This is a genomic window from Nocardia sp. NPDC059236 (assembly GCF_042754085.1).
Taxonomy (GTDB): Bacteria; Actinomycetota; Actinomycetes; order Mycobacteriales; family Mycobacteriaceae; genus Nocardia.
This window is the reverse complement of sequence record NZ_JBHZAF010000044.1, coordinates 1-20,875: the sequence shown is the minus strand read 5'-3', so window position 1 is coordinate 20,875 and position 20,875 is coordinate 1. Positions and strand designations below refer to the sequence as shown.

At 67.8% G+C, this 20,875-nt stretch carries 25 protein-coding genes; 3 read left to right on the top strand and 22 right to left on the bottom strand.

The window, feature by feature from the left end:
- Nucleotides 1–204: 204 nt before the first annotated feature.
- Both ACFXIV_RS47015 and ACFXIV_RS47010 read right to left on the bottom strand, forming a co-directional pair.
- Nucleotides 205–447, bottom strand: coding sequence for a hypothetical protein (locus ACFXIV_RS47015; protein WP_379399793.1), 243 nt, complete (start codon nucleotides 445–447; stop codon nucleotides 205–207).
- Nucleotides 447–1,613, bottom strand: a complete 1,167-nt coding sequence (locus ACFXIV_RS47010; protein ID WP_379399794.1) for a helix-turn-helix domain-containing protein — start codon at nucleotides 1,611–1,613, stop codon at nucleotides 447–449. Before ACFXIV_RS47010 ends, ACFXIV_RS47015 begins: the two co-directional genes overlap by 1 nt.
- A gap of 270 nt (nucleotides 1,614–1,883) precedes the next feature.
- Here ACFXIV_RS47010 and ACFXIV_RS47005 point away from each other — a divergent pair, with 270 nt between their 5' ends.
- From ACFXIV_RS47005 to ACFXIV_RS46995, 3 genes are all read left to right on the top strand, one after another.
- Entirely contained in the window at nucleotides 1,884–2,066 is a 183-nt protein-coding gene (locus tag ACFXIV_RS47005; RefSeq protein WP_379399795.1) for a hypothetical protein, read from the top strand.
- Between the two features lie 570 nt (nucleotides 2,067–2,636).
- Complete coding sequence (locus ACFXIV_RS47000; RefSeq protein WP_379399797.1) at nucleotides 2,637–2,930, top strand: hypothetical protein; 294 nt, start codon at nucleotides 2,637–2,639, stop codon at nucleotides 2,928–2,930.
- Nucleotides 2,931–3,228: 298 nt separating this feature from the next.
- Complete coding sequence (locus ACFXIV_RS46995; RefSeq protein ID WP_379399799.1) at nucleotides 3,229–3,858, top strand: hypothetical protein; 630 nt, start codon at nucleotides 3,229–3,231, stop codon at nucleotides 3,856–3,858.
- 65 nt (nucleotides 3,859–3,923) lie between these two features.
- Here the strand turns inward: ACFXIV_RS46995 and ACFXIV_RS46990 are convergent, their stop codons facing one another.
- The 20 genes from ACFXIV_RS46990 to ACFXIV_RS46895 form a co-directional block, all read right to left on the bottom strand.
- The gene (locus tag ACFXIV_RS46990) at nucleotides 3,924–4,349 is read right to left on the bottom strand and encodes a hypothetical protein (protein ID WP_379421499.1); all 426 of its coding nucleotides are present in this window, start codon (nucleotides 4,347–4,349) and stop codon (nucleotides 3,924–3,926) included.
- 12 nt (nucleotides 4,350–4,361) lie between these two features.
- The gene (locus ACFXIV_RS46985) at nucleotides 4,362–5,798 is read right to left on the bottom strand and encodes a hypothetical protein (RefSeq protein ID WP_379421498.1); all 1,437 of its coding nucleotides are present in this window, start codon (nucleotides 5,796–5,798) and stop codon (nucleotides 4,362–4,364) included.
- A gap of 2 nt (nucleotides 5,799–5,800) precedes the next feature.
- Entirely contained in the window at nucleotides 5,801–6,088 is a 288-nt protein-coding gene (locus ACFXIV_RS46980) for a hypothetical protein (RefSeq protein ID WP_379403985.1), read from the bottom strand.
- Nucleotides 6,085–6,486: a hypothetical protein gene (locus tag ACFXIV_RS46975; RefSeq protein WP_379421497.1), complete on the bottom strand. Its 402-nt coding sequence runs from the start codon at nucleotides 6,484–6,486 to the stop codon at nucleotides 6,085–6,087. Before ACFXIV_RS46975 ends, ACFXIV_RS46980 begins: the two co-directional genes overlap by 4 nt.
- The gene (locus ACFXIV_RS46970) at nucleotides 6,486–7,301 is read right to left on the bottom strand and encodes an N-acetylmuramoyl-L-alanine amidase (RefSeq protein WP_379421496.1); all 816 of its coding nucleotides are present in this window, start codon (nucleotides 7,299–7,301) and stop codon (nucleotides 6,486–6,488) included. The genes ACFXIV_RS46975 and ACFXIV_RS46970 overlap by 1 nt, the downstream gene beginning before the upstream one ends.
- The gene (locus ACFXIV_RS46965) at nucleotides 7,298–7,939 is read right to left on the bottom strand and encodes a hypothetical protein (protein WP_379421495.1); all 642 of its coding nucleotides are present in this window, start codon (nucleotides 7,937–7,939) and stop codon (nucleotides 7,298–7,300) included. The genes ACFXIV_RS46970 and ACFXIV_RS46965 overlap by 4 nt, the downstream gene beginning before the upstream one ends.
- Before the next feature lie 8 nt (nucleotides 7,940–7,947).
- Nucleotides 7,948–8,985, bottom strand: coding sequence for a hypothetical protein (locus tag ACFXIV_RS46960; protein ID WP_379421494.1), 1,038 nt, complete (start codon nucleotides 8,983–8,985; stop codon nucleotides 7,948–7,950).
- Nucleotides 8,982–10,058: a hypothetical protein gene (locus ACFXIV_RS46955; protein WP_379421493.1), complete on the bottom strand. Its 1,077-nt coding sequence runs from the start codon at nucleotides 10,056–10,058 to the stop codon at nucleotides 8,982–8,984. Before ACFXIV_RS46955 ends, ACFXIV_RS46960 begins: the two co-directional genes overlap by 4 nt.
- A 2-nt stretch (nucleotides 10,059–10,060) precedes the next feature.
- Nucleotides 10,061–11,107 carry a hypothetical protein gene (locus ACFXIV_RS46950; protein ID WP_379405695.1) on the bottom strand — a complete coding sequence of 349 codons (1,047 nt, stop codon included), beginning with the start codon at nucleotides 11,105–11,107 and terminating at the stop codon, nucleotides 10,061–10,063.
- 29 nt (nucleotides 11,108–11,136) lie between these two features.
- On the bottom strand, nucleotides 11,137–12,813 hold the full coding sequence (locus tag ACFXIV_RS46945) for a phage tail protein (protein WP_379405696.1): 1,677 nt from the start codon (nucleotides 12,811–12,813) through the stop codon (nucleotides 11,137–11,139).
- Nucleotides 12,741–13,634: a phage tail protein gene (locus ACFXIV_RS46940; RefSeq protein ID WP_379405698.1), complete on the bottom strand. Its 894-nt coding sequence runs from the start codon at nucleotides 13,632–13,634 to the stop codon at nucleotides 12,741–12,743. The genes ACFXIV_RS46945 and ACFXIV_RS46940 overlap by 73 nt, the downstream gene beginning before the upstream one ends.
- Nucleotides 13,631–17,314, bottom strand: coding sequence for a phage tail tape measure protein (locus ACFXIV_RS46935; protein WP_379421492.1), 3,684 nt, complete (start codon nucleotides 17,312–17,314; stop codon nucleotides 13,631–13,633). Before ACFXIV_RS46935 ends, ACFXIV_RS46940 begins: the two co-directional genes overlap by 4 nt.
- Nucleotides 17,315–17,707: 393 nt before the next feature.
- Nucleotides 17,708–18,079, bottom strand: coding sequence for a hypothetical protein (locus tag ACFXIV_RS46930; RefSeq protein WP_379406008.1), 372 nt, complete (start codon nucleotides 18,077–18,079; stop codon nucleotides 17,708–17,710).
- 85 nt (nucleotides 18,080–18,164) lie between these two features.
- On the bottom strand, nucleotides 18,165–18,695 hold the full coding sequence (locus tag ACFXIV_RS46925) for a hypothetical protein (RefSeq protein ID WP_379421491.1): 531 nt from the start codon (nucleotides 18,693–18,695) through the stop codon (nucleotides 18,165–18,167).
- 5 nt (nucleotides 18,696–18,700) lie between these two features.
- Nucleotides 18,701–19,018, bottom strand: a complete 318-nt coding sequence (locus tag ACFXIV_RS46920) for a hypothetical protein (RefSeq protein ID WP_379421490.1) — start codon at nucleotides 19,016–19,018, stop codon at nucleotides 18,701–18,703.
- A gap of 22 nt (nucleotides 19,019–19,040) precedes the next feature.
- Nucleotides 19,041–19,448, bottom strand: coding sequence for a hypothetical protein (locus tag ACFXIV_RS46915; protein ID WP_379421489.1), 408 nt, complete (start codon nucleotides 19,446–19,448; stop codon nucleotides 19,041–19,043).
- Nucleotides 19,442–19,690: a hypothetical protein gene (locus ACFXIV_RS46910; protein ID WP_379405884.1), complete on the bottom strand. Its 249-nt coding sequence runs from the start codon at nucleotides 19,688–19,690 to the stop codon at nucleotides 19,442–19,444. The genes ACFXIV_RS46915 and ACFXIV_RS46910 overlap by 7 nt, the downstream gene beginning before the upstream one ends.
- A 5-nt stretch (nucleotides 19,691–19,695) precedes the next feature.
- Nucleotides 19,696–20,007, bottom strand: a complete 312-nt coding sequence (locus ACFXIV_RS46905; RefSeq protein ID WP_379405882.1) for a hypothetical protein — start codon at nucleotides 20,005–20,007, stop codon at nucleotides 19,696–19,698.
- Complete coding sequence (locus ACFXIV_RS46900) at nucleotides 20,004–20,378, bottom strand: hypothetical protein (protein ID WP_379405880.1); 375 nt, start codon at nucleotides 20,376–20,378, stop codon at nucleotides 20,004–20,006. Before ACFXIV_RS46900 ends, ACFXIV_RS46905 begins: the two co-directional genes overlap by 4 nt.
- Nucleotides 20,378–20,875 (bottom strand): hypothetical protein (locus ACFXIV_RS46895; protein WP_379421488.1); only part of this gene is annotated, 498 nt, incomplete at its 5' end. The genes ACFXIV_RS46900 and ACFXIV_RS46895, both read right to left, overlap by 1 nt.

Here is a 20,875-nt window from a genome sequence, read left to right as displayed (position 1 = left end):
AGTGGAGCTGCCGGGAATCGAACCCGGTCCGAGGCAATGGCAGCGGGATCGAAACCGTCTCTACCTGGGAAAGTAGATCACTGGAGATCACACCAGATCACACAGTTTCACCACTGATTGTGCCCAAAACGTGCCCACAAACAGAGGGCGCGCCGCGCTGGGATCCTCGGCCCAGCGCAGCGCGCCGGCGGTACCAGGTGGCCGCTACTGATCCGAGTCCATGCCGTCCGGAATGATGTCGACCCAGGTAAGTGGGATGACGTCGACGTCGGGCTCGTGCGAGAGAGATTCGAGCGTTTCGGCGCTGACGGGCTCGTAGTCTCGGACGGGCCAGAATCGTCCGTCGCTCAGGCGGCGCTCGACGTGCTGCCAGCGTCCGGTCATGTGGAGTACCCACAGATCGCCGCGGGCGTCGCGGTAGATGCCCGGCTCGGTCGGGAGCGCCATCAGTCCTCGATTCCCGCGAGGTTCGCCAGAGCGCGCAGTCCGTGTGTGGCGCGCCGCTGCTGAGCGCCGGCGGTGTGGATTGCGGTCTTCACGGTCGTACTGGCGCGGAAGTGCTCAGGCGCCAGCGTGTGCGCCTTGTGGAGTTCCTCGATGGCGTCATCAGGGCGGCGGTTGAGCAGGTGCGCGCGGGCCACGTCGAGGTGGTAGTGCGTGTGCCGCTCGGTCGCCATCTTGTCGGGCAGGACCGTTGCGCGCGCCACTTGAATCGCCTTGCCCCCCTGCCCCAGATCGACCGCGGCGGCGATCTGGTGAAGCTGGACGTTGGCAGGGCCCACGGTGGTCTCGTAGACGATTCGGTTACCGACATCGGCAGCGACGCGGGCCGCTTCGTCCAAGTGCTCACGCGATCCCGCGCCGTCGGCCAGTGTCGCCGAGATCGTCCCGGCCCGCATGTGTAGCGCCGTCCACACCGCCGCGGCGTCCTGGTCGCTCGCAATGAGCGGCTCTATTTCGGTCATTGTTCGGTCCAGCAACATCATGGCTTGTTTCCCAGCTCCGATGCGGGCCAGCGCGGCAGCGCGTAGGTAGTGCGTGGTCGCGAGTAGCAGCGGGTCGCCACTGCGCCCGGCCGCCCACTCCATCCGGTCCATCGCAGTGAGACTGAGATCCGCGTAGCCGAGCTTGTGCGCCAAGGTATTCGAGGCGCGGTAGGCGTCGGCCAAAAGCGCATAGGCGGGCTCGCCGTACTCGCGTCCGGCCAGTAGCAGCTGCTCCACGAGCTCCGGCAGGGCGCGACCGATCTTGCGGTACTTGGTATCCCGCCGCCAGCGGTTGAGCTCGGCCACCTGGGCGCGCAAGGACTTCAGGGGTGCCGGCGGGTCGTCGGTGGCGAACAGATCGACGGATGCGAGGGCGCGGCGGATGCTGGGCACCAGCTCGTTCAGCTGCCCGGGCTCGTCCTGCGGGCCGCTCAATACTGTGGCGTCCACGCCGAGCGCTTCGGCGAGAGTGCCGAGCATCTGCGAGGACGCCGAGGCGTGCCCCTTCTCGAGCTTCGAAATCATGCTGACGCTCACGTTCGCCCTCTTCGCCAGCGCCACCTGAGTCATGCCACGTTGCTTGCGGATCCGCGCGACTTGCGCCCCGGCCAAGTCCTGTTCCTGCATGCGCATCACGCTACTGCCGGATAATGATCAGCGGGAACGTCGATTGAAAGTTTTTTGAAAGTTCACGCCCTTGACTGTGCCTACCGTCACAGGTGCGGCCCCGGCGGCGGGTGCCCGGCCCATAACCACCCCGCCGCCGGGCTGCCGCCTCCACCGCCAGATGATCTCGCGCAACGGGGGTTCCGATGCTGACAATGCCGATCGGCCTTCTCATCGCTGCACTCATCGCGATAATCATTTGCGTCGTATGCCTTCCACGGAGGTGAGGACATGCCGAACATCCACGCTGTCAAGGCCAACCAGTGGGTAGACGACTGGTGTGACCGCTGGCGTATCGATGAGCTGGACCAGAAGCGCGCCGAGGGGATCATGAAGATTCACGCCACCTGCACGCCGCCCTGCCCGAGAGTGCAGGCCGCGCGCCAGTTCCTGGAGCGACACGGGCATATCTAACAATTCCCGCGTTGCTCCACGGGAAGCCCCCGGGCAGGTGTCTTCAGTTGCGCCGCAAACCTACTGGAGTCTCACCACTTGCCCCGGGGGCCTTCTCATGTTCGGACAACGTGACCATAGTCAGTGACGATTCGTGCCCATTCTCCGACGGGTTGCTGACATGGAGCGCCGCACCGGGGAGGATCGGGGCGACGCTCCCAGCTGGAAACATCGCGGTATGGCAGTGCCGCGACGGGGGGTCATTCCAATTCATGCGACACGAAAGACACTGGGTATGAAGCATATTGCGCGAGCTGTGTTGATAGGTGGAATCGCTGTGGCGGCCGTGGGCCTCGGGGCGGGCCCAGCGAACGCGGGCGAAACCGGAACGATCTACGGGCGCAAGGCATGTGAAGAGACCGTGAAGATGTACCGAGAGATGGGGTACAACGCACGCTGCAACAACATCAATGGCGAGAGCTATTACGTGCACTACGACCGGCCGAAGCCGGGGTTGCGCCCGTCGACGGGTAGTGCCGGGTCCAGCTAGCCGATGCAAGCCCGCACCAGACCTCAAGGAGTGAGACATAGATGGTATTTCCGAGCTTTAGTCCCAACGAGATTCGCACCTGGCGCGGTCCGATCAACCGATTGACCGAGCGTGAGAATGATCCGGCGCCGCTACTGGAGATCGATACGATCACCGACAAGGGTCGGACGTTCACTCGCGCCGTGAAGGTCAAGGACATCACTGTCGCCCGTGATCCGGCGCATGGAGGGGAGCGGCGGATCCTGGTCGAGTTCATGCACGACGAGGTCGAGCCACGCTCATACGCCCCGGACGATGAGGTCACAGCACACCGGTTTTTTGTGAACATCCCCTGACATAGAAGCCAGTAAAGTGCCCCGGCCGAGGTAGGGCCGGGGCACTTCCTTCGTTGGTGAGTTGTTCTAGGCTGCGTCGGCTTGCACGTAGGTCCTGGTGTCGCCGATGCCGAGTCCGGACCAGTCCCCCGCGCGGACGGGTTCGATCGCAGATGAGAGCCAGCTTGGCCACCGCCGGGCTATGACAATTCGTGCGCGCTCGCGGCGCGACCGTGCCAGATTGCGGCCAGTCGATAACGCTGGGTAAAGAGCAGGCGATCCGCGACTATAGAGATTCTCAAGTTGAAGGGGGCATCTGTTGCCTGCTCTGGACGATCCGACAGCGAAACCGAAGCGCACGAAGCGCATCCTCCTCCTAACACTGGGCGGCGTCCTCGGCGCCTTTGTCCTGCTGGTCATCTTGGGCCTGGTCTCACAGGCGCTTGGGCTGAACAAGAAGGATTCGGCGACGACTGCAGCGACGACGACCAGTGCCGCGTCGGCGGCGGCCGCCACGCCCGCGCCGACGCCGGCCCCGGCCGTCAGCTCGACGGCGGCGCCTGTCGTCGACTGCTATCCGCCGCATGAGATCACCGACCCAGACCTCGCGGCGTTCGCGGCTGGTCTCCAATTGCCTGCCGGGGTGCAGGTGGTGACCGGTCGCGTAAGCACTCAGCACGACAAGCCGGGGCTTGTCGGCGTCGCGATCGACCTGTGCGTCCCTGCGTCCAAGAATTCCGATGCGCTGCGACCGATCGCGACCGATATCGCGAAGGCGCTCAAGGGGACCGACCTCGGCGCGCGAACGTTCGCGCTGTACGTCGCGGACATGGATCCGGCTTACAAGACAGAAGCGAAAATCAAGGATCCGGATTTCAAGCTGCACCTGTGGAACGGCAAGCCTTCCACGAAGGTGGAATTGTCGACCTGGCAGGTTGTCACGGGCTGAAACGACGAAAAACGCGCCCCGGCCGAGGTAGGGCCGGGGCGCGCCGCGTTCGTTGGTCAGTTGTTCTACGCTGCGACGAACTGCAGGTAGGTCCCGACATCGCCGATGGCGACTGTGCCGAAATTGTTGGATACGCGCATGTCGATCAGATCGCCTTGTGCGACAACTATTCCTGCGATGTCGAGGCCGATCGTGGACACCGTGTTCGATGACGCCGACTTGATCGAGGCATTGTTCCTGTAGATGTAGCCGGTGACGGTGCCGCCGAGCGAGTTCGCGGTCACCACCATCCGCGCGGTGATGTCGATGATGCCCGCACGGTCAACGACGAGCTGGTGTTCCACGAGGTTGGTGCCGGAGAACGCGGGGTCGGGCGTCCAGACCGGCAGCAAGGTCGGTGACGAGCTGGTCGGCCCGTAGGCGCCGGATTTGTTCATCCGCTGCGACGCCGGCCGCGACGCTACCCCGGTGCCTACCACGATGATTCCCATGTCCGCCGCCCCTCACGCCGTGCCGAGCAGGTCGGCGATCAGTCCCTTGCCGGGCGTGGTGCCGACACCGGTGATGCCGACGGTGAGGATGTCGCCCGCCGCGTAGGCGAATACGCCGGCCGCGGTTCCGCCTGCGACCTGGCTGCCCCCGGCGACCGTGATGGCGCTACCCGATACCGCAGCGCCGTTCTTGCGGAGCTCGACGACGAGGTTGCCGCCGGAGCCCTCGGTCCCACCGCGAATGGTCCACGAGGTGAACGTGACCGCTCGCTGCAGCTTGACGCCGAACGTGAAATCGCCTGTGCCCGTTGCGCGCACGGTGTCCTTGCCGCACACCACAACCGACAGGTCATACGGCGAGGTGCCGGCGGTCGGTGTGCGCGTGTTGGCCAGCCGGGCGTCGTTGCCCTCGCACGCTGTGCCCGCGGCTGTGCCGATGGCGAGGCTCGAGGTGCCGGCACCGATCGCCGAGCGGGCGGCGGCGCCGTTCGCCGCGGTGAGGACCGCGCGCCCGGTCGACGTCGAATCGCTGATATCGGCGGCGGTGTGCGTGTGCACGAGCGCGGCCTTGCCTGCCAGGCCCGGCACGGTGGGCGCGCCCGCGGATCCACCCAAGTCGCCTGCGAGCTGGATGATGCCCTTCACGCCCGCGGTCGCGTCCGGCGCCGCAGGTCCGGTCGGTCCTGGCGGGAGCACGAGGTCGAGAGTCCAGTCGGGCGGGCCGCCGTGGACGGCCGCACTCGCCGGGCCCTCGGACACCGCGCCGATCGCGAGCGTGAACGACTCTACGGCGGCCTGCGCAGCGCTGGCGGCCGCCGATGCGCCACTCGCGCTGGCCGCGGCCGCCGTTGCTGCGGCCGATGCCTCGGTGAGGGCAGGCACGGTGACCGGGTCGAGGTCCTGGCCGTTGTCGAGCTCGAAAACGAGAGCGTCGCCGACGAGGCGCACACCGATCACCGACAAGCCGCGCACGACGGCCTCGCCATTGCTGGCGGGGACCGGCGAGACGAGGGTCAGGTCGACCAGACCGGTCGAGTCCACGTCGGGGTCCTCGGGATCCGGGCCCGGGATATAGGGCGGGACCATGAACGCGAACGGGTCCATGGGGACGCGGTTGCCCTCATAGGTCAGATTGAAGCTGACGCGCCACGTCCAGCCGCTCGGGTTGGTGTCGCCGTTGGGCGCGACCAGCCGGATTCCGCGCTGGCCGCGCCAGGTGAGATAGCCGAACTCGTCGAGGCTGGCAATGTAGTAGTCCGGGAGCTGGACGTAGGTCGCTGGATCCGGTTCAGCTTCGGCGACAAGCACTTTGGGTGCGCCGGCACTGAACGTGAGCGTGCCCGCCAATGGTACGAACTCCGGGGTGTCGCCGATGTCGGGTCCGTCGGCGATGTTGGCCAGGAACCGGCCGACGACCTTGCCGTATTTCAGCGGCAGTAGCTCCGCCATGGTCAGATCTCCTCGGCCAGCTCGTCGGGAATGGTGTAGGTGGCCACGGGCGGGGTCTCGCCGAGGTGCCGCAGGCACGCCTCCAGTTCGCCGATGTGACGCAGCAGCGCGCGCAGCAGCTTGAACGCGAGGGTGATCTTGCGGTCCTTCGCTGCCAGGGCCACCTCGAGCACGTCGACGCGTGTCCGGAGCTTGGCGACCTCACGCGCCTGCCAGGTGGTCACGGCCGCGATCACGGTGGCGACCGCGACCCCGGCCGCCTGGATCAATTCCGGTGTCGGCCAGCTCATTCACGCCTCCACATCCGCTGGCGCTCCTGCTCGCGTCGCTTCGCCCGCTCGAGGGCCGCGGCGGCCTCGGCCGGGTTGCCGTAGTAGTCGACGAAAGCGGCGGTGATCGTGTGGTCCCGGTCGGCAGGCGCGCCGTTATCTCGCGGCTCGGCCGCCAGCCACGGCACCCACGTGGCCAGCGCGATGTTGACCTGGGGCACGGACATGAATCGGGTGATGGCGGCCGAGATCGCCAGCGCCGCACCGACCCCCGCCGCCGTCGAGGGCAGGCCAGAGGACGACACGATCAACGGCATCGCGGCGGCCAGGCCGACGATGAGCTGAAAGGTGGTGCGTGCCAGGGTCCGCCACGGGTAGCGGACCTGGCTGGCGACCTCAGGGGCGCTGTGCTGTCCCATCACTTGCCGCCCGCGAGAGTCCGGCGGATCTCGGCGATATCGGCGCGCACCTCGGCCAGCGCCTCGACGAGGGTGTTGTCGCGCTTGGCGTCGACCTTGGACGCGCCGAGGATCTTCCAGCCCTTCTCGTCGGGGCCCATCAGCTGGTCCTTGGTCAGGCTGGTGTTCTTGTCCATCCACCAGAACAGGTCGCGGAACTTCAGGGAGTTTCCGCGGAAGTTCTTGATGATCGCGTCAAGCATGTTCTCGTCTCCTTCGGTGGTGTTGTCGCCGTTCATGGCTCGGGCAACGTCGGCGCGGAAGATATTCATGTCGATGGCACCCGGATCCCATTTGCCCTGTGCGCTACCAGCCCATTCCTTGTGGCCGATGGCATGAGAGGCGGGCTGTCCGAGGTAGTCGAGAATGGCGGCCACGCCACGGACGTAAGCGTCGTACTGGGCGTCGGACCAGCTCGCGCGGTGCGGCAGCCCGGGGCGGCCGCCGCCGTCGTTGGCGGCCTCGATTCCGATGGTGTACTGATTCGCCGCGTTGGTCGGCAGGCCGGGGTATGCGCCTTCGCCTGCGTGCCAGGCGATTCCAGCACCGCACACGGTGTAGACGCCCTCGGGCGACAGGTGCAGCTGGGAAGCCAGGTCAAGGGAAGGGTGTTCGGCGATGCCGCGCGGGCTCTCGCCGAACGAGCCGGTGTGATGGCAGACGACGCCCCAGATGTTGCCGAAGTCGCCGTGTCCGCGGTCGCGCCAGCCGGGGTACTCATGGACTTCGAGGCCCGCGTTACGCAGGACCTCGGGCAGCCATGTCGGATCGCTCATTGCTGTTGTGCCTCCTCGATTCGCGCGCGCAAGCGGCCGATGATGCCCGCGTACGCCTCGGATTTGCTTGCGGCGCCGCTGTATTCGATGCCGCGCGGGTGGGCCGCCGACCAAGTCCCGTCGTCGTCCTGGCGGACGGCGACGTCGGCGGGGTCGTAGAACTGCTCGGGGTCCGGGGCCGGCCACTGCCCGGACTCGTCCGGCCGGACATGGAGGCCGTCGTCATACGGCGCGGGCGGCCCGCCCGGCGTCGGGATCCACCGAATCTGTTCCAGCTCGGCGTGATGCCGCCAGCCGCGCTCGTAGAGATAGGCGGCGATGCGCACCGCGGCCTTGATCTCGACGACGCCGGGCTCGGCGAGCTTGCGCCCGGCGGGATTGCGCCACTCGGGCAGGTGGATGACGGCCAGATCTTTTGCCAGGGCGAGGACTTGGGGGTCGAGCTGCGGCATGTCGCCGGGGTCGGGGAGCTTGCCGTCGAGCACCTTGCGCAGGAACTCGCGCATCGCCTCGGTGAGCTCGGGCGGGGCCTGCTGTGCGCGGGCCTGTTGGGCGGCGGTGGTCTGCTCGTGGATTCGGCCGGCCTCGGTGACCATCTGCTCGACGATCTCTGGCTCGGGTGCGGGTTTGTCGGTCACAGGGGGCCTCACGGGTTGTAGGGCTGCGCCATCACGATCAGCTGAGCGTTGGCGGTCTGAACGGAGTAATTGCTGCTGCCGAACACGCGCCGTGCGACGACGTAGAGAGCGGCGGTGGTGTTGGCGGGGACGACGCCGAGGTCGCTTCCGGGGCTGAGCGGGTATTCCCAGCGCGGATGGAACGCGACCTCGCTCGAGTTGGCCAGGCCGACCGAGACGCCGTAACCGATGAGGGTGCCGTCGAGGCTGCCGAGCCTGATCTCGACGTTGACGCGGCCAGCATCGGGCGGGCTGACGTGGTTCTGAATCGCGATGGTGCCTGCCAGCACGATCGGCCGCCACGCATACGGCAGGGCCGGAATATTCATGGTGGCAAGGGTTTTCGGGCTCTGACTCAGGTTCGATCCGCCAGTGAACTGCCCGCCCGCGATAGCCCACGGGCCCGCGAGCCGAGGCGGCGTGACCGGATGGAACTTGGAATCGGCGGCGTCCCAGGCGAGTACGTAGTCCTGCCGGGCCCCGCTCATGTCGACGTCCTGAGCGTCGGCGATCCGGCCGGGCTGCCCGGGGTCGCCGACGTCGCCGGTCGCCCCTCGCGGGAAGGTGATGGCGAGTTGCTGATCGGGGGCGGTGCCGGTGATCGAGGCGGCGGCCGCGGATCCGGTCGCGCCCGCGATGGCGACGCCGTCGAGGGTGGTCGGGTCGGCCTGGTGGCCCGGGGCCTGGAATGCGTCGAGGCTGCGCACCCATTCCATGCCGGTCCACAGGTACAGGGCGTTCTCGGCGACGACGCGCCATGCCTTGCGGGCGTCGGCGGTGCCCAGGCCCAGGGCCTGCAGCGCGGCGAAGCTGGCGATGTCGCCCATCCACAGCCACGGCCACGCCGGGCCGCCCTGTAAGCCTTGGATTCCGGGCGGGCCCTGGCGGATCTCGACGAGGACCTCGCGGCCGGCGAGCTCGACCGAGTTCACGGTGTAGGGCAGCCCGACAGGGTCCTCGACCGTGCGCATGGTGACGGTGACGTCAGCGTCGTACACGGTGCTCATGCGGGAGCTCCTGTCACGGGGACCGCCCACACCGCGAGGTGGCTGTAGTCGCGGATGTAGTCATAGGGCGGTGCGGAGGCGGTGGCCTGGATTTGCAGCACGATCGTGGCGGCGACGCCTGCGGCGATCACACCGACCGAGCCGCCGGGGGTGACGGCGTTGGCACGCAGGGACGGCACGAGCGTGCAATGCCGAAAGATGTTGTGCCCGTGACCATCCCCATGCCCGACGATCGTTGCGGGGCCGGAAATGATGGCTTGCAGGACCATGCGCTCGGCAGGTTTGTTGCTGGTGCATCGCAGCATCGCGCCACCGGTAACGAACGGCCGCCACGCGGTGTCTTGAGCCGGGATCGGTAGCGTCGCAATCGGGTTCGGGATCGTCGACGAATTGCTGATATCGGCGGCGAAACCTGCACCGCCGTCGTAGCGCTGGTCCCCCACGATCGTCCAGGGCCCGCGCCAGGACGGATCGGGCACCGGTGTCCATTTGCTCGTGGCGGCGTTCCACAGCGGCACCATTCCCGCGGTGCGGGTGACGGTGGAATCGAAATCGCTGGCGGCCCGGATCGGGCCCGGGGGGCCGTCGGGGCCCTGGCGGCCCTTCATGCCGCGCGGCACAACGAGATTCACCGTTTGGGTCGGCGGGGTGCCGGTCACGGTGATCTGGAGGTCGGATCCGGCCGGGCCCGTGGTGACGGATCCGAGGCTGAGTTGGTTGGGTTGCCCGGTGGGGCCGTGCGCGCCGAACGCGTCGGCGAAGGTGTCGAATGAAGTGCCGTTCCAGTACGCGAGGGCGTTGGTCGAGGCGACGCGCCATGCCTTGCCGGTCTGCGAGGGCCCGAGGGTGCTCGCGAGCGCGGACAGCGCCGCATGATCGGCGATATCGCCCTCCCAGCGGAACAGCGCGGCCGCTGGGCCGGTCTCGCCCTGCGGGCCTTCCGGTCCGGTCGGCAGTTCGAGGCTGGAATCGGCCGGGGTGGCCTGCATCGATTGCACGATGTCGGGCTGGCCGACGCCCTCGTCCAGGCCCGCGATGCGCACGCCGCGGAAGTACTCGCCAATGGTCGACATGATCACGCTCCAATCGGCAGGGCCCACACCAGCGCGGACGCGTCCGCGCGGTCCCAGACCAAGTTCGTGGTATCGCCGCCGACCTTCTCGACCATCACCAGCAGCGAGGCGGACTCGCCAGCGGGGATGGTGGCGTAAGTGCTCGACGGCGAGAGCGGCTTGGGGGCGTCGTCGCCGAATTTCGGTCCGGCGGTGACGTGATACAGCGGGCCGCTGGCACGGATACCCGCGCCATAGGCGACCATCACGCCGTTGGGGGTGTTCAAGCGGCCGGTGAGGATCGGGTAGCTGGCGGTTTCCGTGGCGCATTGGATGTATCCCGACAGCCACACCATGGGCCGCCACGCGAACGGGAGCGTCGGCAACCGGAATGTGCCGGCCACGATCTTCGAGTCCGCAGTGCTGAGATTGGCCACCGCGAAATCGTCCTGATACCAGGCCCACGGCCCGAAACCGCCGGGCGGCGGCGCGACTTTCCAGCGCTTCGCGGCGGCCTGGTAGCCGAACATGCTGCGATGCGTCGGGCCCGTGGTGGCATCGAAATCGGTTGCGGCCGACAGTTGTCCACTGCTGCCCGCCGGTCCGGGGTCGCCTTGCAGACCGGCGGGCGCGGTGGCCTGTATCGCGAGCGCCGCGCCGGACGCGGTGACCTTGAGCGCGGGCGTGGTGATCGTTTCCGAATGCACCGTGCTCGCGGTGATGACGGCCGGGTCGGCCGTCGGGCCCTGCACGCCAACCGCGCCCGGCGAGTGCTCCCACGCGGTACCGGTCCAGGCATCCATGCCGCCTGTGTCGAGGCGATGCCACCACTTGCCGCGGTCGTCGGCGCCGAGGCCGGTCGGGCGGGCGGCGGCGTTGGCGATCGTGCCCATTTTCAGGAACGCCGTTCGCGGGCGCCCGCGCGGGCCGGTCCCGCCGCGGGGGCCGGCGGGCAGGGCATCGCCCGCGGCCTCGGTGGCGGGGGTGATGGTGGCGGTCAGGATCGGCACGCCGTCGAGGTCCGGCTCGGACTCGATCGTGATCCGCGCCGGGAATGACACGTCGGACACGGAAACCTCCTCTCGTGCAGGGGTTTTCGTCAGAAGATGATGAGATCGAGGTCCGCGCCCACGTCCGTGGACAGGGTTTTCACAATCTGGGCGAGCGCGCCCAAGCGGCCCCATGCCTTGACGACGGGGTCCTCCTCGTCGGAACCGTCGCCGATGGTCAGCTCCCACCGCGCGGCGGTGGTGCGGTCGTCGGTGAACTGCATCTCCGTGACGTAATCGACGAACAGCTGTCCGCCGACCTCGAAACCGGCTTGGTCGCCGAGGGTGAGATCCTTGCCGATGATGTAGGGCGAGCCGTCACCGACGGACACCTTTTGCGAGGTGTAGCCGCGGGTCTGATGGAGGCCCTGTTTACCGGCCATCACGCCGTCGAGGGTGAATGCCTTGTCCGATCCGGTGATGTAGAGCTCACGGAATGCGAAGGGCCCCGCGCGGTTTGCGCGTCCCTCGTCGCGGTAGACCATGAACGCGAGGAACACATCGTTCAGCTGACCGGTGTACAGCGAGTCCAAACCGGGGACGCCGATCAGCAATCCGAGCCAGCTCAGCAGGTTCTTGATCGCGATCTCGATGCCCGCGTTCACCCAGCCCGGCGACTTGCCGCCGACGATGATGTCGATCGCGGTCGGTTTGTGGATAGCGACCTCGCTCGGGCCCAGGCCCGAGTACTCGCCCTCGCGGTACCACACCCACGGCAGACCGCGCTGAGTGCCGAGCGGGCCCGGATTCCCGTAGACCGCTTCGTATTCCGACTGTGCGTCGAACACCGGATACCGGACAGGGGTCGTGCCGTCGGGGAGGAAATCCTCGACCCACATCAAGAACCCATCCAGCAGGGTGCCCGTGGGCCCGGTGACGTTGGATTTGTTCTTGCCCTCGATCACGACCGTCGGCCGGTCGAGGGTGTAGTAATCCGGCGCGGGCTGCTCGTCCTCCTCGGGCAGGAAGAACCGCGCCTCGAGCATGCACCCGGCATCGTTGAGCTGGTCGACGAGTACCTCGTCGGCCATGTGGAATCGAGCGATCGCCGCGCCCGCCTTGCTCACGTCGTGCCACGGGTCGATCGGCACCAGCGTGATCGGCCACATCGCGCCCGACGGATCCAGCGAACCGTACTGGCTCTGTAGCCGAATGAGATTCGGCGCGAGGTAGCTCATTGACATGGTCAGCACGGGCGCGATCACGACATGGTGGCGCGGCCACTGCGCCAGGATCGGCGCGAACGGGCTCGCCCAGCACGAAATCGACGCGATGTGCTGCCAGCAGTGAATGGCCTCGATATCGATCGTCTCGATACCGTTCTCGTCGCGGATGATCGCCGCCCGCGTGACGTACCCATCCCAGCGAAACGCCGCGGTGTTCACCGCCATCGGGATCGTCGCGTCCTCGCCGTCAGGATTGGCGAAGAAATGGTCGTAGTAGAGGAAATCCTTACGCGGGACGGTCATCTTCAGGCCACCCGCGGCGTTGCGGGTGTAGCTGAATTGCAGGTGGGCGTAGTTGTTTTCCTCGCCTACCTCCTCTTTCCACTTGTCGAAATAGCGGACCAGCGTCGTCTGATCGGCCCGGAACTCTTGGTCTTCGCGCTCGGCGAGGTCGAGGCGACGCGCGGCCGCAGCGTGATCCCAGGCCATCAGTACGGCCTCGACGATCTCGGGGTCACATCCACACGCACCGACGCCGCAGTGGTCGCGCCGTCCGAGCATCGGACCACGAGCTCAGTGCTGGACCACGGCGCGAGCGACGCGAACCAGCGCCGCCCGGCCAACTGCGCCCACACATTGCGGCCCTCGGGCAGTGCGTCGGAGTAGATCCGCGCGGTGCGATGGCGCGGGTGCGTGTCGATCCGAAGTTCCTCGCCCACACCGATTACCGGTGTCTCGACGATCCGCAGGGCCTCGCCGGTCGGGTCCTCGATCGCATACCGGCCGGGGCCGGGCATGGTGTAGCGCGCCCAGCCCAGCTGATCGGCGGCGTTACGGGCCCGCACGAGGCCCTCGTTCGCGCCATCGCCGTTGATCCACAGGTCCCATTCGCCTAGCTGCGAGACGAGCGGATCCATCGCTGTGACGCCCATCGTGTACGCCTCGTGAAAATTGATCGCCGGGTCGATACCGGTGATCGGCTCGGGCGCGGCGTCCAGGCGCACGCTCTGGAAGCGCCAGCCCTGGTGGCGGGTGAAGAATCCGAGCCGCCCGGGGACATCGGTCGACCAGTCGCGGAACCACGCGTCATGCACCGCGTGGAAGTGGCGAACGCTGTTGAACTGCAGCGGAATTGAATCGCCGCCGATATCGATCGTGAAATCGAGCTCTTTCTTGGACCGCACCGACCGTAGGAACGTCGCGCCATCCTGGCGCGCACCCTCGCTCGTGAGCAGGGAGACGGGCGCGAACATGTAGCCCTTGGGGCTGTCGCCCATAACGACGCCCTCGCGGCCCGCGCCGACACCGGACAGGTGCCAGGCGCGGCCCGAGATACCCCAATAGACCCACTTGGTCAGGTCCACATCGAATAGAGGGTTCATCGGCCGATACCCCCTTGTCTCTGCATGGCGAGAGTGCGCCGCCGCTGGTTACGAGCGACCGCGGCCGCCGCACTCATCGGGTCAGGGGTGGTGATGTTGTAGGTATCGCCGCCACCGCCGCCGACCGCGCCCATGCCGAGCACGGCCGCGCCGGTCTGCAGCATTTCCTTCCACGAGTCCTGTGCCCACGTCTGGAAGTCGGATTGCGTTTTGCCCCACTGGTTTTGCGCCTGACCCTGGAGATTGGTCATGGCCTCCTCGGGCGACTTCACGTCGTACCACCAGGGCGCGTCACCCTCGAATAGCTTGCCGCTCAACGGCGCACCCTTCAGCGGGTGATCCCGGGCCTTGTATTCGGTGCCGGTCTTGTCGGCGGCCGGGGTGGTGGTGCCGGCGTCGGTCGGCGTGGTGCCGCCGCCGTTGTGCGCGGTGTCGACGTTCTGGCCACCGACCGGTGTCGACGAGTTCGGGGTCGACGTGCCGAAATTCGACGGCCAGTTGTCCACCCATACCGGCGTCGCGTTGCCCGCCGGCCGTGTCGCGGTCGAGCTGCCGCCGCCGGCCCCACCGCCCGCGCCGGTGCCGCTTCCGCCACCCGCGCCGCCGCCGGTACCGCCGGTACCGGTGCCGAGGCCCCCGCCGGTCCCGCCGCCGAGATCGCTACCGCGCAGCAGAGCTTCCGGAATGTGCATCTGGTCGGTGAACATCTGCGCTGCCGCACCGACCGGCCCGCCGACGATTACACCGTCACTCGAGTTGGACTCGACGTTCGTTCCATCGCCGAGGGTCATGGCGGTATGCCCGCCGCCCGGGCCGCCGTTGTACCAGCCGATCGAGATGTCGCCGGGTCCGCCGAGGCCATTGACCGCGCCGCGGGCGACGAGCCAGTCACGCTCGCTGGCCGTCGCCATACGCGAGCTGAACATGTCCGCGCCCAGCGCATCGTTCACGACCGCCGAGACAAGGCCCGAGCAATCGAGCTCGGTCAGCGAGAACCCACCCATCCGGTAACTGGCCGGATCCAGCTTGCGGGCCGCAGCCATGCCCGGCACGAGGCCACCGGTCGCAAAACCGGGGATCTCGCCGACCATGCTCTGGAGGAACTCTGGCGAGGGCACCCAACCGGAGCGGATCGCCTCGAGCAAAGGCAACGTCTCCGAAGTGACCGCGTCCGTGGGCTCGATGAACTCGCCATTGGACACCCACGCGAGAATGCTGTCGCTCGTGCCGGTACCGGGCCCGCTGACAGGACCGCCGGCGCGGAACGCCTGGAGCTTCGCGCCGAGATCGTGCGCGGTCTTCGCGCCAGGCACCTCGAAAGGCCCGATCTTGTCCGGGATGGCGGCCAGGGCGTTGCCGATCGCGTGAGCGACCGGACGCAGGACGTCGAGGACGGTGTTCCAGACGGCCTTGATGGCGTTTCCAGCCGCGCCGAAAGCATCGCCGACCAGGCCGATTCCGGATCTCATCGCGTCGAAAATCGGCGACACGATGTTCTTCCACACCGCGTCGATCCCGGAACCGATCCCGTCGAACGCTGGCTTGATCGCGTTGTCGTAGAGCCACGTCGCCGCGTCGCCGACCAGGCCGAGCCCGGTTTTCAGCCCATCGAGCGCTGGCTGAGCGACGTTGTCCCACAACCAGGACAGGGCCGTCCCGATCCCGTCGAGCGCTGGCTTTGCCGCGGTGTCGTAGAGCCAGACCGCGGCATCGCCGACGAGCCCGATCAGGATCTTGATGTCGGTGAAAATCGGGGAGAGGAAATCGCTCCACAATCGCTGTGCACCAGCGGTGATTCCATCGAATGCTGGACTGATTGCGTTGTCCCACAACCACATTGCGACATCGCCGACTGCCTGGAACGCGCCCATCCACCACTCGAAATACGGCTTGAGGACGTTGTCCCACAAGAACAGCGCGGCGGTTTTGATGGCATCGAACGCGCCCTGGACGATCTCGCGGAACTTCTCGGAATGGTTGTAGGCGTATATGATTCCGGCGACCAGCGCGGCGATCGCGACAACGACGATACCGATCGGGTTCGCCGACATGGCCGCATTCCACAGCCATTGGACCGCGGTCCATGCCTTGGTCGCGCCCGAGGCGATGGTCTGGGCGGTATTCCATGCGACCGTGGCGACCTTGACCGCGACGACCGCGCCCGCGAGGGTGCCGAGCACTCCCGCGAAAACCATTGCGGTGGTCTGGTTTTCCTGGATCCAGTGGATGGCCTCGCCCATTTTCTCGACCATCGCCTCGTGAATCCCGCGCTTGAACTTCTCCAGCGAGGTGGCGGTGTTGTTGTTCAGGGTTTGGTCGAGTTGATCGGCCGCGCCGGTCACCTGGCCGAGGCTGGCGACCGCGGTTGTCGGATCCATCGCGAACAGGGCGTCGGCCATGTCTTCGGCCTTGGTGCCGAACAGTCCGACGGCGGCCGCGTTCCTGGCGAGCGGATCCTCGATGCCTCGCAGGCGATCGAGCACGATCGCGAGGCCTTGGTTTGCGGCGTCGCCGCCCTGGGCGATCTGCGCGCCCATCGCCTGCGCGTCCAGGCCGAGCGCCTCGTAAGCGGCTGCGGTCGATTCCGAGCCGTCGATCGCGCGTAGCTGGAATTCCTTCAGCGCGTCGGCGACCTGGTCGGCGTTGCGCGCACCAGCCTGCAGGGCCTGCGAGATGAGGCCCATGGCCTCCTGCCCGTCCATCCCCAGCGACCGGAACAGGGTCGGGTACTCGACGAACGTGTCCAGCAGGTCTTGGCCCTTGTCCGCGCCCTGCTGGAAACCGCGCGTGAGGATGTCCATCGCGGCCTGCGCGTCGGGCGCCATGCCGGTTTTCAGCATGGTCCCCACCGCCGCGGCCGCGCCCGAGACGTCCTCATCGAACGCACTCGCGAGATTCAGGACCGACGCGGTGACCTTCTGGATTTCGGCGTCGTTGGCGTCCTCGTCGACGAGGCCCTGTTGCCACACGTTTTTCAGTGCGTCGTTGACCTGGCCGAGGTCCTCGCCGTACGCGTTCGCGTACAGCTGCCCGGCGATGTGGCCGAACTCCTCAGCCATCTGCGGTGTCGCGCCCAGCTGAGCGGCGAGCTTGTCGTTCAGTTTCTCGTTCGCCATGGCGTCGGCGGCGAGTTCCATCGCCGAGCCGACACCCGCGGTTGCGGCGGCGAGGCCGGCCATCTGCCCGACGGCCGGGTCGATCTTCGACATGAGCTTGCCCAGTGCCCCATGGAAACGACCCTCAGACTCGGCCGCGCCGTCGGTCGCGTTCGCGGCGGCGGCGCGGGCGTCGGAAAGGTCCTGCACGGCACGCTGTGTCGTGCGGGTCTGCCGATCGGCGTTGCGCTGGGCGGTCGCGACGGCTTCCTCGGCGCGAGCGAGCTGGCTCGCGGTGGCGTTGCCCTTGTCGCGAAGCTCCTGCAACTTCGCTTCGGCGACGCGGACCTTGCCGACCGCGTCCTCGTCCTTCTCGCGCGCGGTCTTCAGTGCCTCGGACGCCTTCTCGACCGCGGCTGTCGCCGCCTCGAGGCCACCGCCGATGGCGCGGCCGGTCGCCTGACCGGCGCTGCGCCCGGCGGCGACGAGTGGGCCCTGCAGCTGCGCCCCGAGGTTGCCCTGGAGGCCGCCGAGCACCGGAATCACTTGCAGCGCTGCGTATCCGATGATCTGCTGATCAGCCATCGCCGGTGCCTCCCTTCAATCGGGCCTCGCGGTCACGCTTCTGCCGGATCCGGCGGGCACGCAGACCTTGCCGCCGAGCCGTTTCGGCTGCGGTGGAAGGTTTCTGGCGAGGTTGGGGCCGGGCCGGGTGAGGTCGGCCGGCGAGAATGCCCGCGATGTCCGAGAGCAGGAATGCGTGGTGGTCCCAGCGGGGCAGGCCCTCGTTCTGGAGCCTGACCAGTGCTGCGTTATCGGGTAGCTCGCGGATCCGGACCCAGATCTCGCGCAGCGTCAGACGCCGCTGTCCCTGTTCGTCGAGTCGCCATCGGTCGGTGTACCGCGTGCCGCCGCAGTGGTTGGCGAGGTCGGCCTCGAGGTCGTCCTCGTGATGCTCGATCAGGGACAGCAGCGCCGCTAGTTTCCCGCGTTGCCGAAACCGACTGCCTTGGTGATGGCCTGGAACAGCTCGCCGAACAGCTCGCCCGCGCGGGCGTTGCTGATGCGCGGGAATTCCCGGTGGATCTGGGCGATTCCGCGCGGGCCGATCAGGCCCAGGCAGGCCTCGGGGAAGTTGTTCTGGGACATGTGCCGGGTGACGGCCCAGAAATCCCAGTCCTCGGCCTGCGCGGGGATGGTGAAACGCATTCCGCGCCAGTCGATATCGACGGTTTCGACGCCTTCGGCCTCACGCTGCGCGGCCGACTTCTTCGGCGAGCGGAAGTCCTGCGGGGCGGGCGCGCCAGCCGGACGCGGCGACCGGCGTCGACGAGTGTTGTTGCTGGACATGCGGGTTTCCTTTCACGATTCGTGCGGGTTGCAAGGGTGCTGACGGCGCGGCGAAACCCGCACGGAAAACCGCGCCGTCAGCGTCTTAGGGGGTGGGGGTGCCGGCCTGGCGGTCGAACACTTCGCTCGCGCCGTTGGCGAAAACGTTGCAGGTCACTTCCCACTTGGTGATGTCGGACTCGTTGCGCGAGTTCGCCGGAACCCACAGGCGCGCACGCAGGACCGTGAACAGACGTTCCTTGTCGCCGAGGTCGCTGTCGGTTTCGAATCCGAGCCACCGATAGACCGGCTTGGGCATCAGGATCTTGGTAGCGGTCGCGCCCGGGTTGACGATCGCCTGCGTGATTTCGTTGTCCTCGAGCGGCGAGAACTTCCGCGTCAGCTCGAAATCCTTGGAGCCCATCTTGACGATGCCGATACCCCAGCCCGAATGCTTGGTCTCGGAATTGGAGCGGTCCTCGGGGAAACCGTCGCCGCCGTTGAGGATGCCGACCTCGTCCCAGCCGACAGGCATGTCGGCGTCGATATCGGTGGGCAGGGCCGGGCGGACGGCGGCGGCGCTCACGTAGACGTGTGCGTCCTGCCAGATCTTGACGTTGTCGGGGTCGCGAGCCATGGTGGCTACCTCCTATTTCTGTCTGGAATGAGTTGCACCCCAGAGGTTTTGAACAGATGGGCCGCCGCCGCTGCGAGCACGGATCGGCGTATCTCGACGGTGTCGAGCCCGACCGCGCACAGGTCGCGGTCGATGTCGGCGAGGACTTCGGCGGTGGGCCGAGGGACGCCGCCGGTAGCGGCGATCGCCGCCTGTTCTTCCCTCTGGATGTGCACCGCGGCGGCGAGCTTGGCGCGCAGACGCGGCGGGTAGTTGCCGTTCTCGTCGAGGTGCCCCAGTTCCCGGGCAGCCGCGACGATCTCGGCCTCGGTGGGTATGCGCATGGTGCGTACCTTCCGGGTCGGATCAGAAAGGCAGCGTGCGAGCTTGGGCCCGCACGGTGAACGACGCCATCACGGCGGCGTTGTTCGAATCGCGGGCCTCGAGCAGGGTCGAGGGCTCGCGGATGGTCGCGACGTCCGGGATCCGGTGCGAGAGCAACACACCCAGGCATCGGCCCGCGATCAGGCGGGAGCGGTCGCGGCCGTCGGCCCACACCGTGACCCGGATCGTCGGCGACGTCGAGACCGGCCACGCGGACGGCCCGCCGTCGTCGAAAACGACCACAGCGGGCGGCGATTTCGTGGTCCAGGCCGTGGGGAGCACGAGCCCGACAGTCGGTGCGGGCGCAGCGACCAGCGGCGGGAGAGCCTCAGCGAGGTAATTCTTGATCGCCTTGGCCGGGTCGCCCGGAACGCGCTGCGGTTTCACCACTTGGCCCGCACCTCGAGGCCGACCGCGGCGGCGGCGCGAGTAAGTGAGCCGTCGGCGGCCTGCTGCTCGGCGGGCACCAGCACGGCCGCGGCGTTGCGGTCGGTGGTGTAGTCGTCGACGATCGCCTCAGGCCCGATATGGGATGCGATGGCGTCGGCGGCCTGGTTCACCATGGGCCCGAACGCCGTTTTCAGAACCTTCCCGATAGCGGCGTTGTTCAGGCGAATGTTCGCATTGGCCATGAGAGTTACCCCTCTCCGGTCGAGCACAGCGCGAGAGTGCCGGTGCGGCGGCCGCCGCCGCGGCGCGGTGTCCACTGCTGCACTTCGATCTGGTAGCGGACGCCGTCGACGGTGAGCTCGTCGGTACTGAGCAGGTCGACAGCGGGACGGAAGTAGACCGAGCACGTCACCTGTTGCCCGTTGCGGCCCCGGTCGAGGTAGGCCGGTGACGCGCCCGGCGCGACCGCGGTAGCGACGAGCTCGATGTCGCCGCCCTCGATCGGGTTGCCGTCGTCGTCGAATCCGCCGCCGCGGTGGCGGATCACGACCGCGCTCACGATCGCCTCGGTTCGTCGCCGAAATACCAGGCGGGTGCCGTCTGGGCGGCGATGCCGAGCATGTCGGCGTGCGCGGCGGTGAACACGAGCTGACCGGCGGGAGTGGGGACGCTGCCGGACTGGGCGAACGGCCCCATCCCATCGGAGTAGCTCGTGTGCCCGGCGAAATCGGCCGGCGGGGCGAGCGCGGACCGAACCACCTCGACGACAACGCGTTTGGCGATCACGTCGCCGTCGACGATGTCGGGTCGGTGTGACGGGTCGCGGATCCACGCCTCGGCGGCGGCGAGCAGCAGCTCGGCGTCCGCGCGTTCCTCGGTGTCGAGAGGCCGCCAGCCGCGGGCGACCTCGTCGACAGTGGCGAGCGCCATCAGTGCCCGAATCGCTCGATCAGCTCGGCACGAGTCAGACCGGCGGCCTCGGCCTCGGACAGGCCGCGGGCGACGCCGTAGGCCTGCCACTCGACAGCGGTCGCGGTCTTGCGCGGCGCGGCCGGCACCTCGGCCGGGACGTCCGGGGCCGGGGTCGGGACGTCCGGGGTCGGGGTCGCCGCGGTGGTGCCGCCCTCGCCGTCGCCCTCCCGGTACGGCACAAACGGCTTATTGGGATCGGTGCCGACCGGGCTCTGGCCCTGGGCGAGGATGACGTCGAGAGGCGGTTCGAGATCGGTGATGACCGGGATCTCGCCGTCGCCGTCGACTTCGACGATGGCGCCTGCGGCGGTGAGCCGTTCGATGTCGTCCTCGTCCAGGTCGGTGAGGATGTCGCCGCGGCGGCGCTTGGCGTACCGCTTGGCGGTGCCGTCCTCGCGCCGCTCGACGATCTGGTCGAAATAGTCTGCGGTCAGGATGTATTCGCTCACGGGGTG

What these genes read in the sequence shown, in the direction of transcription:
- ACFXIV_RS46920 (WP_379421490.1), bottom strand. Translation starts at nt 19,018, where the DNA reads ATGCGCATACCCACCGAGGCCGAGATCGTCGCGGCTGCCCGGGAACTG.
- ACFXIV_RS46940 (WP_379405698.1), bottom strand. Translation starts at nt 13,634, where the DNA reads ATGAACCCTCTATTCGATGTGGACCTGACCAAGTGGGTCTATTGGGGT.
- ACFXIV_RS46960 (WP_379421494.1), bottom strand. Translation starts at nt 8,985, where the DNA reads ATGAGCACCGTGTACGACGCTGACGTCACCGTCACCATGCGCACGGTC.
- ACFXIV_RS46980 (WP_379403985.1), bottom strand. Translation starts at nt 6,088, where the DNA reads ATGAGCTGGCCGACACCGGAATTGATCCAGGCGGCCGGGGTCGCGGTC.
- ACFXIV_RS47010 (WP_379399794.1), bottom strand. Translation starts at nt 1,613, where the DNA reads ATGCAGGAACAGGACTTGGCCGGGGCGCAAGTCGCGCGGATCCGCAAG.
- ACFXIV_RS46955 (WP_379421493.1), bottom strand. Translation starts at nt 10,058, where the DNA reads ATGTCGACCATTGGCGAGTACTTCCGCGGCGTGCGCATCGCGGGCCTG.
- ACFXIV_RS46970 (WP_379421496.1), bottom strand. Translation starts at nt 7,301, where the DNA reads ATGAGCGATCCGACATGGCTGCCCGAGGTCCTGCGTAACGCGGGCCTC.
- ACFXIV_RS46935 (WP_379421492.1), bottom strand. Translation starts at nt 17,314, where the DNA reads ATGGCTGATCAGCAGATCATCGGATACGCAGCGCTGCAAGTGATTCCG.
- ACFXIV_RS46900 (WP_379405880.1), bottom strand. Translation starts at nt 20,378, where the DNA reads ATGGCGCTCGCCACTGTCGACGAGGTCGCCCGCGGCTGGCGGCCTCTC.
- ACFXIV_RS46925 (WP_379421491.1), bottom strand. Translation starts at nt 18,695, where the DNA reads ATGGCTCGCGACCCCGACAACGTCAAGATCTGGCAGGACGCACACGTC.
- ACFXIV_RS46975 (WP_379421497.1), bottom strand. Translation starts at nt 6,486, where the DNA reads ATGGGACAGCACAGCGCCCCTGAGGTCGCCAGCCAGGTCCGCTACCCG.
- ACFXIV_RS46985 (WP_379421498.1), bottom strand. Translation starts at nt 5,798, where the DNA reads ATGGCGGAGCTACTGCCGCTGAAATACGGCAAGGTCGTCGGCCGGTTC.
- ACFXIV_RS47015 (WP_379399793.1), bottom strand. Translation starts at nt 447, where the DNA reads ATGGCGCTCCCGACCGAGCCGGGCATCTACCGCGACGCCCGCGGCGAT.
- ACFXIV_RS47000 (WP_379399797.1), top strand. Translation starts at nt 2,637, where the DNA reads ATGGTATTTCCGAGCTTTAGTCCCAACGAGATTCGCACCTGGCGCGGT.
- ACFXIV_RS46990 (WP_379421499.1), bottom strand. Translation starts at nt 4,349, where the DNA reads ATGGGAATCATCGTGGTAGGCACCGGGGTAGCGTCGCGGCCGGCGTCG.
- ACFXIV_RS46910 (WP_379405884.1), bottom strand. Translation starts at nt 19,690, where the DNA reads ATGGCCAATGCGAACATTCGCCTGAACAACGCCGCTATCGGGAAGGTT.
- ACFXIV_RS46930 (WP_379406008.1), bottom strand. Translation starts at nt 18,079, where the DNA reads ATGTCCAGCAACAACACTCGTCGACGCCGGTCGCCGCGTCCGGCTGGC.
- ACFXIV_RS46945 (WP_379405696.1), bottom strand. Translation starts at nt 12,813, where the DNA reads ATGCTCGGACGGCGCGACCACTGCGGCGTCGGTGCGTGTGGATGTGAC.
- ACFXIV_RS47005 (WP_379399795.1), top strand. Translation starts at nt 1,884, where the DNA reads ATGCCGAACATCCACGCTGTCAAGGCCAACCAGTGGGTAGACGACTGG.